A 14,459-nucleotide genomic window follows, 5' to 3' on the forward strand; every position below is an offset into this window, starting at 1 on the left:
AGCACTCATGTCGGAATTACTACGACCGCACAACCGGCGCTACAAAACATTGCTGAGAACAATGAAACTGATCACGCTTATCCTTTTTACTGCCTGCATGCACGTGAGCGCCAAAAGCTGGTCGCAGAACGTTACCTTTTCAGGCAACGACGTACCGCTGAGCAAGGTTTTCGGCGCCGTCAAGCGACAAACGGGTTTTGTTTTTTTCTATAACAAAACCATGCTCCGCGAAAAAAGCAACGTCACCGTTAAAGCGGTTAATCAACCCATGGAAGCATTCCTGGAAAACGTGCTCGACGAACAGGGGCTCGACTACAGCATTGAAGATAAGGTGATCGTCATAACACGCAAACCATTGGATGGCGGCGAAAGCAGTCTGCCACCTGTAACCATCACCGGCCGTATTACCGACGATGAAGGTAACCCGCTGCCCGGCGTGTCTATCAAAGTAAAAGGTACTACCAAAGGAGCTACCACTAATTCTGATGGCATATACAGCATTGCTAACATTCCCGACAATAGTGTACTCGAAATTTCCTATATCGGTTTCTTCAGCCAGGAGGTGGCAGTAAAAGGACAAAGCGCTATTAACCTGCAACTTAAGCCAGCCAGTAAAGATATTGAAGGCGTAACCGTAGTCGGTTATTCTACCAAAAACGTAAAATATTTGTCCAGCGCGGTAAGTACTGTGTCCGGCGATCAATTAAGGGATGTTACTTCCAACAACGTATCCAGCCTGCTGCAGGGTAAAGCAGCTGGTGTTGTAGTATCGGGCAACTCCGGCGACCCTACCACCGGCGCGGCCATACAGGTAAGGGGCCAAAGTACCATAAGCGCTACCAGCGGACCGTTGATTGTCGTAGATGGCAATATCGGCGGCACCTATAATCCTTCTGACGTGGCCTCTGTTACCATACTCAAAGATGCCGCAGCTACCGGCCTCTATGGCTCCAGGGCCGCTAATGGCGTAATCATCATCACTACGAAACAGGGTAAGGCAGGCAAAACTAAAATCGAGATCAATGCGGTTACTGGTTTTAATAAAGCGACAAATGGCAATTTTAAGCTGATGAATTCGCAACAGCTATACGACTACCAAACCAGCTTTACTACCCGTAACGATTCGGTACTGAAAACGAATACCGACTGGTTCGATCTTGCCACCCGCAATGCCTTCACGCAGAACTATACGATTTCTGCCAGCGGCGGATCTGAAAAAACACAGTTTTACACCTCTGCCAACTTTTATAAGGAAGAAGGCACCTTACTCGATAACAGCAGAACAAACTATAACTTCCGCGCTAACATCGAACATAAGTTAAGTGATAAGGTGAAGATGAACGTTTTGCTGAACGGCATCTTTTCTAAACTATACAACCACCATAGTGGCACCTTGTACGGCGCGTATACTAACCTGCCATGGGATAACCCGTACAACAGCAATGGAACAGTGAGGTTCCCCGGTGCAGGCGGCTGGCTGGGCAGGGAGCAGCATAACTTTCTGTACTCACTGCAATACAACCAGAGTAACGCCCGCAATTTCGATATGAACGGCGACCTGAACCTGGAGTATGCAGTAACGAAACACATTACCCTTTCTTCCTACAACCGTACGTCCTTTTCGAACTATAAGGATATGGACTACTACGACCGTCGCAGCAAAGAAGGCACTGCCGACCTGGGCGCGCTGTACAGCGATATCTCCTACAATAACATCCTGCTTACTTCTAACCGTGCCCGCTATGAGAACAACTTCGGCGATCATAACCTGTCTGTACTGGGGGTTTGGGAGGCCGAAAAGAGATTGTATGATGTGAACAGCGTATCCGGCCGCGGTTTGCCGCAGGGCATGACTGCCATGAGTACCGCTACGGAAGTAAAAAACAATCCAACCGGCGGACGTAACGAATATAGCTTCCAGAAATGGCTGGTACAGGGCGATTATAACTTTGCCAATAAGTACTTCCTGCTGGGCTCCTTCGTACACGATATCTCTTCGAAATTCGGTAATAACAATCCCGGCGGCAGCTTCTATCAACTGGGCGCTTCCTGGATATTAAGCAGCGAGCATTTCCTCAAAACGAACAATACCATCAGCTTCCTGAAACTGCGCGCCAGCCATGGTACTGTCGGCAATGCACCGGCAGGCGATTACCAGAGCCTTGGCCTTTACCTCTTCGACCAATCGGCCAGTTATGCCGGGCAAACGGGCTCCTACCCATCGCAGAAAGCAAATCCGGACCTTACCTGGGAAAAGATCATGGTCAATAACCTGGGTATCGATATCGGCCTCTGGAACAGGATTGATGTCAACGTGGATGTGTACGACAAACGTGCAAAATCACTGCTGATGTCGCGCCCATTACCGCTAACCAGTGGTTATGCAAGTGTGCTGGAAAACATCGGTTCCATCAGTAACAGGGGTATAGAATTAACGCTTAACACCAAAAACCTGGTAGGCGAATTTAAGTGGGAAACCAGCTTTAACATTGCCCATAACCGCAATAAAGTAACCAAGCTGAATGCAGGCGATAAGTTTGCCAGTCCGGGTGCTACACAGCCTGTTGGTTTAGATGAAGACATGGACAAATGGTATATGCGCATATGGGCGGGCGTTGACCCGGCCAATGGCGATCCGCTGTGGGAAAAGATCGTAACCGATGCCGATGGTAAAGAGTACTTAACTTATACTAACTCCTACAACGCCGCTACCCTGCAATACACCGGCACATCATCCGCCCCTAAATTCACCGGTGGTATGCTGAATACCTTTTCTTATAAAGGATTTACCCTGAGTGGCTTCTTCAACTTTGTGTATGGCAACCAGATCATGAACAACCTCCGCCAGTTCTTTGACTCCGACGGGTTATACGACAGTTACAACCAGATGGTGCTGGCCGAAGGCTGGAGCAGGTGGACCAAACCAGGCGACATTGCCACACACCCGAAACCATTACTGGGTGGCAACAAAGCCGCGAATGAACCATCTTCGAGGATCCTGGAAGACGGTAGTTACCTCCGCCTCCGTAACGTACGCCTGGCTTACGACCTGCCACAATCTGTAATACGCAGGGCTAAACTGGCCACAGCCAGGATATTCCTTAGCGGTGATAATCTATGGACAGCTACCCATTTCTCCGGTACCGATCCTGAAACCAATTTTTCTGATGGCAACTCCAACACGAAGTATCCCATCAGCAAAAAATTCCTCTTAGGCGTAAGTATTGGATTCTAAAAACCAGCAACATGAAACTTAACCATCTTTTTACTATACTCATAGGCGGCGCGATTTTATTAAGCGCCAGCTCCTGCAAGAAATACTTTGAACCTTCTACCGCCAAATCTGAGGAAGAAGCACTGAGTAATGCAGATGATGTACAATCTGCGACCATAGGTACTTATGCGGTGCTTAAAAACCCGACGTACGTACGCAGCATTCATTTTTTATCGGAGTACCCGAGCGATAATATCGCGCAGGGGCAGGCATCTTCGGATGCACTGTCTAATGCTTACCGTTACACGCACCTTATTGACATGAGCCATGTATACAATGTTTGGCAGCAGTCGTACTTCGTGATTAACGCTGCTAACCGCGTTATTGCTTTTGTACCCGACGAGTCGAACACCGCCCTGCGCCAGCTGAAAGGTGAAAACCTGTACCTGCGCGCCATGATGTACTTTAACATGGCCCGCGTATTCGGCCGCCCCTACCCACAGGGCGACGGCAGCTTTGAAGCGGTCCCCATCGTAAAGGAAGACAGCAAAGAAGAATTCCCGGCCCGGAATACCGTAAAAGAAGTATACGATTTCGTGATCGCTGACCTGATTAAAGCTGCGGAACTGATGACGGAGAACAAGAACAACAATTTCGCCTCTAAAGAAGTAGCCTATGCATTGCTAAGCCGCGTATACCTGTATAAAGGCGATAACCAGAAGGCGATAGAGTTTGCAGATAAAGTGATCAGCTCCAACCGTTACACTTTATTGCAGGGTGGCAATTATACCAACTACTTCAAAGGAGTACCCGAAGACAATGATGAAACGATCTTCTGTATCCGTCACATAAAAACCGAAAACCGCGACTTCAGCGCTATTGGTTCTATGTACTACAGCGAAGGCGGGCAAGGGGCTACCGGTTGGGCAGAGATTTATGCTTCTGAACAATTCATAAACTTCCTCGACCTTCATCCGGGCGACCTTCGTCATAGCTTTATTACGCCGTACACCACTACCGGTGTTATCCAATATCCTTACACCGTGCCTGTTGCCACGATACTGTACAATACTAAACTGAACCCTAAAACGCCCATGTATTACATCAACAAATACAATAACCAGGAAGGGCTCACCAACCTCAGTTCTCCCGTGTATTTACGTTTGGCGGAAATGTACCTTATCCGTGCAGAGGCGAATGCTAAGATCGGCGGCGCCAATTCACAGCTGGCGCTGGATGATGTAAATACCATCCGCACCCGTGCAGGACTAAGTGGCACGGCATTACACACACTGGCGAGCATACAGGCGGCTGGCAAAACTGCATTAGATATCGTACTCGAAGAAAGAAGGCTGGAGTTTGCGTTTGAAGGACACCGCACCTACGACCTGTTCCGCAATAACAGGCCGCTGACAAGGAACTATCCAGGTACACATGCGCTGAACAACAATCCTACTACCAACATCACGCAAACCGTGCAGCCTACCGACAACAGGGTGATCTTCTTCATCCCTAACCGCGAACGCCTCGTGAACAAAAAACTTACCCAAAACCCTTAATCCTGATCAGCATGAAAAAACAACCCCTCAATATATTCTTTGCTGCAGCCCTTTTCATGGGCTGCGGTAAGGCAGATGTGGTAACATTTTCCGACAAATCCACTATTAAAGCTGCCGACAGAAGCGCCTGGACCATCACCGCTTCTACCGAAGAAACAGATTGCGAAACCGCAGGCGCCGCACTGGTACTCGACAACAACATCAACACCTTCTGGCACTCGGCCTATTGCACTGTTGCAAGCAGTTACCCACACTGGTTGAATATAGATATGAAAGCGCCCATTAAAATGGTTTCGGTAGATATTACCGCCCGGCAAAACAACGGTAACGGGATGACGAAGTTCCGGCTCGAAGGCAGTACCGACGGCGCCAGCTGGACCATGCTGCGCGACAGCGTAAACTTTACCGGTGCAACCAAAACGCCGCAGAGTTACGCTGTGTCATCCGCCAACGCCTACCGTTACCTGAAACTGACGGCACTTACTGGTCCCAACGCCAACAACTTCCTGGCAGAGATCAGTGTGTTCACCGCGAAAGAATAAGGTTCGACGGGGCCACCTCCGATCACTCCGTTTTAACGCAATCACTCATCATCTAAACGAACAACGCAATGAAAATACCTTTCATCACCGGCGCGGCATTAGTATGCTCGCTCCTGTTTTCGTGCAGTAAGAATAGTGGGGATGACCAAACTCAGATTGACGATACCGCCGTATTACCACCAGCCGCCAGCTACTCCGTACCGCTGGCAGGCAACGGTTTTGTTACTACCCTTGCCAGCGGCGGTGTAGAAGTGATTACCGGCAACGGCCTTGGCAACTGGACAAATGCAGGCAGCATTACCAGCGTGTACTTCAGGGTCGGGCTTACCGGTACACTCAATGTATCTATAAGAGCAAAAGTAGCACCGAGCGGCAGCAGCAATATTAAAGTAACGGTAAATGGTACCGTGTTTAACAAAACCATTACCGGCAGCAGTTACGCCACGCATTCCATCGGTTCCGTAACCGTAAACACTGCGGGCTATATTAAAGTAGACCTGCAGGGCGTAAGTAAAACAGGTAGTTACTTCGGCGATGTGTCCGACGTGATCATCAGCGGCGCAGCTACAGCCAATAACGTAGTGTATGCCAATGATGCCGCCAACTATTACTGGTCGAGGAGAGGCCCCTCCGTACACCTCGGTTACTCTGTACCGTCGGGCAACACTGCCGAATGGTTTTATAACGAAATGACTATCCCCCCGGGCGAAGATAAAATCGGCTCTTATTTTATGAGCAACGGGTTTGGGCAGGGTTATTTCGGTATTCAGGTAAACAGCGCTACCGAACGCCGCGTGCTGTTCTCCGTTTGGGACCCATCTGTAGGCACCACCACCCTCGTGCGCAAAGGTACGGGCGTGGTAGATAATACGTTCGGTGGCGAAGGTACCGGCGGACAGAGCTACCTGGTGTTTAACTGGAGCGTGGGCACTACCTACAAATTCCTGAATAAAGCCGTGCCCGATGGCACAGGCGGCACCGACTACTCCGCCTGGATTTACACGCCCGAAACCGGCACATGGCGCTTTATCGCCACCTGGAAAAGGCCTAACACCGTAACTTATCTCACCGGTATTCACTCCTTCCTGGAATGTTTTTCCGACACCAGGGGTTACCTGGGCCGCAAAGTGCATTACAACAATCAGTGGATCCGGAACACCGCCGGCAACTGGGTAGAACTGACGACTGCCAACTTTACAGCAGACGCTACCGCTACGAACGACCAGCGCCGTGACTATGCAGGCGGCGTGGAATCAGGCAAGTTCTTCCTGAAAAACGGTGGCTTCTTCAGTAATTATGTTACCTACAATCAAAGCTTTACCCGCACGGCTTTAGGTGTTCCACCTTCGGTGAACCTGAATACCCTGCCCTAACGACTGTTTATTTTGTGATCGGATGTTCCCGGAGAACAATATTCAGAACAAGGTCCTGTCTTTTGGCAGGACCTTTCCTTTTTACCGCTCAACCATTTTCCGGCACTGCTCCTCTCCCGATTGCGTAATTTTCATGTTCCTACAATGACCATTAAAACACTGTTTACCGATATGCGCGCGCTTTTTGCCATCCTGTTTTTTATGCAGCTCACCGTTGTTTTACATGCGCAGAACAACCAATATACTATTTCGGGTACCACCATCGACGATAAAGGAACTGCGATACCTTTCAGCACTGCGGTGTTGTTCCGCAGTAAGGACTCCTCCCAGGTTACTGGCGCAGTAGCGGACGAAAAGGGGAAGTTTGCCATTAAAGTCGTTCCCGGAAAATACTTTCTGAAGATAAGTCTGCTCTCTTTCCAGGATAAATACATCAACAACATTAACCTTGTTAATAAAGATCTTAATACCGGCAACATTACGTTAAAAGCCGGCTCTAAAACACTTTCGCAGGTAGAGATCATCGGTGAAAAGAAACTGATGGAACTGGAGCTGGACAAACGCGTGTACAATGTGAGCCAGGATGTAAGTAACATCGGTGCCAATGCCTCGGAAGTATTGTCGAACGTGCCCTCCGTAACGGTGGACGTAGATGGGAATGTGGCACTGCGCGGCAGCCAGGGTGTTCGTATACTGATCGATGGCAAACCCTCTGCCCTTACCGGCATCAAAAGCACGGACGCTTTACGCAACCTGCAGGGCGCTATGATCGATCGCATAGAAGTAGTCACCAATCCCTCTTCACGTTTCGATGCCGCCGGGGAAACAGGCGTAATCAACATTATCCTTAAAAAGAATAAAACAACAGGTTTTAACGGCAACTTTACGGGTACTACCGGTTATCCCGCCAACTATGGAGCAGCTTACAGTATTAACTACCGTAACGAAAAAATGAACCTGTTCTCCAGCTTCGGTCTTAACTACCGTAAATCGCCGGGCAAAGGCACTTCCGAACGGAGGTTCACCGGCAAAGATACCAGTTACAATTACAACGAAACCACCAAACGCGAGCGTAAAGACCAGGGCGCGAACATCATGGTGGGCATGGATTACTACCTGAATACGCTCACCACGCTTACCGGCTCGTTCATGTATTCCGGCGGCAAAGAAAGGAACACCACGAACCTGCAATACGACGATTTCGACGAAAACGGTACGTTAAGCAGTTCTACTTTGCGCATTAATGATGAAAAAGCCACCGAAAGCAATACAGAAGCCACCCTCAGCTTCCGTAAGAAGTTTGCCGATAATGATAAACGCGAATGGACGGCCGATGCCAAGTGGACCAGCAGCGGCGATGTGGAGAAATCGAATTATAATACACAGATGCTGCTCAGCTCCGCCAGGCAGTTACAGCGCTCCGACAATCCTACCTGGGAAAGGAACCTGTTGTTACAAACTGATTATATTCATCCCTTTGGAAAAGATGCCCGGTTTGAAACAGGCCTGAAAGCGACAATACGCATGGTATCGAACGACTTTTTAGTGGAAGAGGCTGACGATAGTGGCAGCTGGACTGCACTTCCGCAGTTCGATAACAACATGGAGTTTACAGAAAAGATTTACGCAGGTTATGCGATGTTCGGTAGTAAAGTGCAGAAGTTCTCGTACCAGCTGGGGCTGCGCGGTGAGATATCCGATATCCGCACCGGTTTGATTAAGACCAACGAGGTTAACAAGCGCAATTACTTCAACCTGTTTCCCAGCACCAGTTTCTCCTATCAGCTCAATAACCTTAACACCCTACAGTTAAGCTATAGCTATCGCATTAACCGCCCTAATTACCGCGATTTGACGCCCTTCTCCGACTTCTCGGACCCACGTGTATATTTTGTAGGCAACCCGAACCTGAACCCGGAATACACACATTCCATGGAGGCAGGGCATTTATTGGAATGGAGCGGCGGCTCCATCCTGTCGGGCGTATACTACCGACACAAAACCGGCGTAGTAGAACGTATCAGTGTGCTGGACAGTATTACCGGCATCAACAATATCAGACCTGTTAACCTGGCTACCCGTAACGATATAGGGGTGGAAGTAAACCTGGCGCTGACTTTGGCCACCTGGTGGAAATTCAATACCAGCGCTAACCTGTATCGCGCCGTTTCCGATGGTGTGTTTGAAGAAAAGACCTATCATAGCGAAGCAACTACGATTACGAACCGCACTACTTCACGCATGACTTTCTTTAAATCTTTGGATTTCCAGGCGTCGCTGAACTACCAGGCACCAAGGGTAAATACGCAGGGTAAAGACCTGGCGCAGTACTCCATAGATCTTGGACTGGCCCAGGATGTATTTAAGGGCAAAGGCACACTTACCTTTAACGTACGCGATTTAATGAACAGCCGCAGGAGAAGATCGATCACTGATATTGAAGGCTACTACGCAAAGTCGAATTTCCAGTGGCGCGCACGCCAGTTAACGCTCACCCTCAACTACCGTTTGAACCAGCAGAAGATCGAAAAGAAAGAACGGGAAGAAGGAATGGGAGAAAACTAAAAACCTAAGTAAAGAGATATGTTACCGACGTTCTGTGCCGGGAGTTCCTCAAACTCTTTGGTGCAGAACTTCTGAGAGCAGGAAAGTGTAAATTGTTTGAAGCTGAACACAAAGCTGATATCTACATCGGCCAGTACCTTTTTCATCGGCGACCTGCTTAAATTACCCGCCGCTTCTCTCACCGCCGGCTCCACCACCACATCATCCGCAAACAAACCTCCTTGTAACAGGCTGTTGTAAACCACATATTGCACAGAGGGCCTCGCCGTAAGGTAAAACTGTGAAAGTTTTTTATTAGCATATTGGCCGATCAATCCGTTGAAGTAAGGCATCATACTGCCCGTCCGCATCAAAGCATGTGCTTCTATAGCATTGAGCATAGTGCCCGCATTTATCCTCGCCCCGCCAATCAGTTCAAACCCACGTTCGAGATGGGTTAGTTGCTTTTCGTACGTAAGGTTGTAGTTGAACAGCAGGTCGTTTTGATACTGGTAATCCCAGCCACGCGGGGTTGTAAAGCCGAACCAGCCGTGAATCATTTCCTGTGTTTGCCGTGCGAGAGAGGCAGGCCCCATTACACCCAGCACCCATTCGGTATGAAATCCTTCTTTTTTACGGGGATGAAAGGCGTAAACAGCGTGATGTGCTGTAATAGCGCCGGAGTATGGATAATCAGTCGGTTTATAGGCAGGCATGCCCACACTTAACGGGGTAATCATCACTTGAAAGATACCCCAGCTGCTGTTATACACGGTACTATCGCCCAAACCCGGTGCCAGCCGGTCAAGCAGGAAACGAGGTTTACGCTTGTTGACATAGAATACATCGAGGCGGGTGCCATTGGTATAACCGCCATCAGCCACTTTTCCGCCCACCTTAATACCATCATTATCCTCATACACCCGCACCAATACTTTAACCTGCCCGGTAGTATCCTGGGCAGAGGTAATGACAGGGAAGAGAAATAATATCAATCCGAATAAAATGCTCCGCAGAGCGCCGCTATTCATACCGCTTCGATTGTTTATACGACGAAAAACAGGGCAATTTAAAGAATAATGTGATATATGGGGATGCGGATAGGGAAAATTAATGTCAGATTAAAATCTCCCCAATAATACACCATCCCTCCCTAAAACACAAGCGTCCGCCGCAACTATGCGGACGGACGGCTTGCTTTCCTTCCAATTATAAAACCAAAAACTTTATCTGATCGTGTAGCTGAATTTACCTTGCTGGCCGGGCTTCTTCGCAGTCAATAACACTCTTTTCACCGCACGCCCGTCCCACGCTGTTTTAAATGCTTCGTCCTCGGGCGTTTTCAACTCTACCGCTGCCTGCGATGCTTCCCAGTAGTTGCCGTCGTACAACAGTTCTGCGGTTTTGCCGTCGGGTAAGGTGAGGGTCACTTTGCCTGGCGAGGTAAGCGCTATATCACAGGTGGTCATAAACGATTGTGTGAGCGATTGTAATGCTGCATTGGCGCTGTAATTATCTGTTATCACCACGCCTTTACCTCGTTCCAGCTTCACCGCCCTTACCCAGCTCTTAAGCCCGGTTTCTTTAGGATAAGCTGTTTCGAGGTGCATGTTTAATACGGGCGATTTACCGCCTTCATACTTTACCTGCGTGGCCTCGAACTTACGCCCTGCCTGCTGCTCAATGCCGTTAATGGTGGGCAGGTTATGGTAGGGAGATGTGTTGAACCAGAGTTCATAACGCTGCGGCGAAAAGGTACGCGCGGTGTAAGTACCACGACCGGCATCGATGATCAGCGGCTGACCATGTGCATAGATAATGAAGTCGCCTACATCGTTATGGTTATGGCTTTCGTTGTTATGCCCGCCGTGTGTGGCTACATAATACTGATCGCCATCCCGGGCGGCCATCATTTGTATATCTGATAACCATACGTCTTTTACATTGGGTTGTGCGCCGGGCGAAGCGGCACATTCGCCTGTCGCCTGGAGGTTGTACAGGTAACGCATACAATGCCAGCGGGTAGTGTTACCGCTGCCGCTTTTTAACTGCCTTGCACCGTACCTGCCATAGGCCCAGCTGCCGAATTCTTTCATCTTATCATCGCCCATCGCTTTACCGAGGCGGAACAACATCAGACCATCGGGCTGTGTTTTGGCGGGAGCATCGGCTACGTTGATAAAGTAGTCGCCGGAGATGTGCGTTTTATAGATGTACGAGGCCATCTTTTGAATGATGTCTTCTTTGTAGATGTTTACTTTACCGGCCGTGGCATCGTCCATCAGGTTGAGTGCGTCGAATACGCAGCCGCCTGCTGCAAACCAGTAACTGGGACCTTCATCGCAGCTACCATCAGCGCCAAGGCCGTTTACGTACTGGTCAATCACTTTCATGCTGCGTACGTACGCTTCGGCGCGCAGTTTCTCGTCTTTATCGAGGAGCAGGCTGGCGTTCAGGTAATTACTGATGACCCAGGGCGCCCAGTTATTTAATATGGCGTTGGGATTGCCGCCGCCGAGGTAACCGTATTTAGCGGTCATCATGGGTTTCAGCACGCGCCTGTTCACTTCATAGTAGATGCGCGGACGGAGGAACTTAGATGCCTTCTCCATAGAAGCACCAGCGAAGTAATCGGTCCAGGCGAGCATGCTGGCTGTTTCAGCAGCAAACAGGTCTACGATGGGATCTTCTACGTTCGGTAAACCGCTTCCGCCCTTCTGTCCGCCCAAATGTGCTGAGGCTCCCCAGAAACTTTCTTCGCAAATCGACCATACGCCGTTCATAATGTCATTACTGAAACGTCCTTTGCCTTCTATGGATTCGGCAATCATCAGGTCCCAGAGTTGTTTGCGTTTAGGGAAGGTGAGGGCTTCGTAGCGGCTGCGGTTACCGTTACGGGTAAATTCTATCGCCACCGAAGCGGGAATGCCTTTAAATTCTTTCTTCAACCAGCCCTCTCCTGCCTTAATAAATTGCTGTAACACACTATCGGGGAACTGTGCTTTCCAGTCGTCGGGCGTATTGGGAAAAGGTTTCCATTTATCACGTGGTACCAGCGAAGCACTCACCGTTTCGGGCGAATAACGTTGCAGCAGGTTGCGGGGAGTAATTTGTGCTATCAACAATACGGGTGCTACTGCGCATAAAAGCAGCAAGAGGCAGTGCTTACGACCTATCATATGGATCTCAGTTATATGTTCTTAAAACCGATTTGCTGACAGCCGTTGCAATCGAGTGCATCTACAGCCCAAATTCGCTCTAATTCATTGATTGTAAACAGGGTACAGCATAACGTGGTGGGCTATAAGAATAACCCTATTGCTAATGTAGTAAAACGTTTGTATAAAGTAGTTATTTTTTGGCAGACGGTTTACCGGCTACACCAGCGACCACACAAATGTGTCGTTGTAATCTTCTATAAAGCGGATCACATTTTCGTACTGCCTGAACTCGTCTTTGTCGTGCATGGTAGTGATCACCACTGCTTTCATGCCGGCCTTTAGTGCAGCCTCCACGCCCTTAGGACTATCTTCGAACACGATGCAGTCTTCGGGTGCTACGCCCAATGCTTCGGCAGCTTTAATAAATGTTTCGGGATGGGGTTTGCTGTCGTTTACATCGTCGGCGCTGATGATGACGCCAAAGTAATCGGCGGCATTGAGTTTTTCGAGTACGTAGGTGATGTTGGAGGTAATGGTGGCGGAGCCTATGGCCATCTTAACGCCTTTGGCGTGAGCAGCATCGAGGAACTTCGCCAGGCCGGGAATCCATTCTACATAAGGGGAATAAGCCTCCAGGTAACGGCGTTCTTTTTCGAGGGAGAGGCGGTCCATTTCTTCGGCGCTGAAACGCTCGCGACCAAAAATGCGGCGCAATACGTCGTTGTTTTTGCCGTACATCTCTTTTTTCACCGCATCACGGCTCAGGTTGTGCTGCAGGTCTTTGGTGATGATATCGAACCAGGCGATGGTGTGGTATTCCATATCATTGATCATGGTGCCGTTAAAATCGAATAAGAATGCCTTCATGTTATAAAATTAAGGGAACTGCGGCAGGCTTCATAGCACAATTGTCTGTTTTACATGGATAAATAGAAACGGGCCGTTCAAATGAACAGCCCGTAATAGCTAAATTTATACTAAAAACAACAACTGTGGTTTACCTGTTGAGTGCCTGCAACCCGCCATTGGCAGCCGTGTTGTACAGTTCCATCACCTTAAATTGTTTATGGAACTTGTCGTACGCTGTTAATTCACGGTCGCTGCGAAACTGTAAGTCCAGCAGGGTGTGAAACTGCCTGTTAGCAGGAAAGGCCTGTTTCAGGTTCGCTTTAGTGAGGGGCAATAACTCGCTGCCCGGCTGCACACTGAAGTAATACCTGGTTTCCTTCGTACGCTCTTTACCGTTCTGGATATGCTCCAGGCGGCTGTAAAGCAGGAACTGATCGTTATCTACTATTTTATATGCTTCGTTATTAAAGAAGCGGTAGTCCTGGTTATTTTTATCCCTGTAACCGAACACTTCGCTCTTATCGAAAGTGCTGGTTTTACCATCTTTGGATGTCACTACTTTACTGCGGTTAAATACGGATTCAGCATTAATCTTATCCGCATCATTGGTACGTTTGCTTTCATAATCCTGCTGTGTCATATACAAACCTTTGCTGGTTTGAGCCATTACTGAGGTACCGGCAAACATTGCAGCAATCATCGCTGCGGCGAAAAGTGTCTTTTTCATCGTAAATACATTTTAGTCTGGATAAATAAATAGAGATCATGCAACGCATGACTGTCCCTGCGCCCTTTTAGTATGGGCCATGAATGATGGATTTAATTGCGGGACTATAAGCGGTAAACGCAATGCCGTATATACACCGGCACTTGCTGGGGAATAACATTGGATGGCAAATTGCCATCAATTTTACCGTCCACTTGGGTGTGGCGGCCTGTAAGGTTGGAAGGGGCTTTCCGGCCCTGTGTTTTTTTCAGCTTCAACTGTTGCTGAACCTGGTGTTCTGTTGATCCTTCTACCGATCTTTCGGTTTCTGTTCTGTTCTTATCCTCTTTTCCCCCTCCTGTAGTATCTTCTATATCCCCACTACCCGTCCATACGCTGCCGGCAGCGCTTACCTGTATAGCCGAACTGTAGCACAGCGGCAGGTAAATGAACAATAGTAGTATGGATATTAGCCTTCTCATTTGAACTGTGAAAATACCGTAGGTTTTAT

General features: G+C 48.8%; 10 protein-coding genes. 5 read left to right on the plus strand and 5 right to left on the minus strand.

Annotation, left to right across the window (positions count from 1 at the left end):
- Nucleotides 1-61 precede the first annotated feature (61 nt).
- The 5 genes from QZT80_RS03555 (at nt 62) to QZT80_RS03575 (ending at nt 9,253) form a co-directional block, all read left to right on the plus strand.
- Nucleotides 62-3,235: a TonB-dependent receptor gene (locus QZT80_RS03555; RefSeq protein WP_295117732.1), complete on the plus strand. Its 3,174-nt coding sequence runs from the start codon at nt 62-64 to the stop codon at nt 3,233-3,235.
- 11 nt (nt 3,236-3,246) lie between these two features.
- The gene (locus QZT80_RS03560; protein WP_295117735.1) at nt 3,247-4,773 is read left to right on the plus strand and encodes a RagB/SusD family nutrient uptake outer membrane protein; all 1,527 of its coding nucleotides are present in this window, start codon (nt 3,247-3,249) and stop codon (nt 4,771-4,773) included.
- Nucleotides 4,774-4,784: 11 nt separating this feature from the next.
- A complete protein-coding gene (locus QZT80_RS03565) occupies nt 4,785-5,315 on the plus strand; it encodes a discoidin domain-containing protein (RefSeq protein ID WP_295117737.1) in 531 nt (176 codons plus the stop codon).
- Between the two features lie 68 nt (nt 5,316-5,383).
- Nucleotides 5,384-6,688 (plus strand): DUF5077 domain-containing protein, encoded by a 1,305-nt coding sequence (locus QZT80_RS03570; RefSeq protein ID WP_295117741.1) that lies wholly within the window; start codon nt 5,384-5,386, stop codon nt 6,686-6,688.
- A 144-nt stretch (nt 6,689-6,832) separates the two neighbouring features.
- Nucleotides 6,833-9,253, plus strand: coding sequence for a TonB-dependent receptor (locus tag QZT80_RS03575; RefSeq protein ID WP_295117744.1), 2,421 nt, complete (start codon nt 6,833-6,835; stop codon nt 9,251-9,253).
- Here QZT80_RS03575 and QZT80_RS03580 read toward each other — a convergent pair.
- From QZT80_RS03580 to QZT80_RS03600, 5 genes are all read right to left on the minus strand, one after another.
- The gene (locus QZT80_RS03580) at nt 9,250-10,263 is read right to left on the minus strand and encodes a lipid A deacylase LpxR family protein (RefSeq protein ID WP_295117747.1); all 1,014 of its coding nucleotides are present in this window, start codon (nt 10,261-10,263) and stop codon (nt 9,250-9,252) included. The two genes, QZT80_RS03575 and QZT80_RS03580, sit on opposite strands and share 4 nt — an antisense overlap.
- A gap of 195 nt (nt 10,264-10,458) precedes the next feature.
- Nucleotides 10,459-12,411 carry a heparinase II/III family protein gene (locus QZT80_RS03585; RefSeq protein WP_295117749.1) on the minus strand — a complete coding sequence of 651 codons (1,953 nt, stop codon included), beginning with the start codon at nt 12,409-12,411 and terminating at the stop codon, nt 10,459-10,461.
- A gap of 198 nt (nt 12,412-12,609) precedes the next feature.
- The gene (locus QZT80_RS03590) at nt 12,610-13,260 is read right to left on the minus strand and encodes an HAD family phosphatase (protein WP_295117752.1); all 651 of its coding nucleotides are present in this window, start codon (nt 13,258-13,260) and stop codon (nt 12,610-12,612) included.
- Nucleotides 13,261-13,390: 130 nt separating this feature from the next.
- On the minus strand, nt 13,391-13,969 hold the full coding sequence (locus QZT80_RS03595) for a hypothetical protein (RefSeq protein ID WP_295117755.1): 579 nt from the start codon (nt 13,967-13,969) through the stop codon (nt 13,391-13,393).
- A gap of 104 nt (nt 13,970-14,073) precedes the next feature.
- Nucleotides 14,074-14,430 (minus strand): hypothetical protein, encoded by a 357-nt coding sequence (locus QZT80_RS03600; RefSeq protein WP_295117759.1) that lies wholly within the window; start codon nt 14,428-14,430, stop codon nt 14,074-14,076.
- Between the last annotated feature and the right edge of the window lie 29 nt (nt 14,431-14,459).

The sequence above is a fragment of the uncultured Chitinophaga sp. genome, from assembly GCF_902168175.1.
GTDB lineage: Bacteria > Bacteroidota > Bacteroidia > Chitinophagales > Chitinophagaceae > Chitinophaga.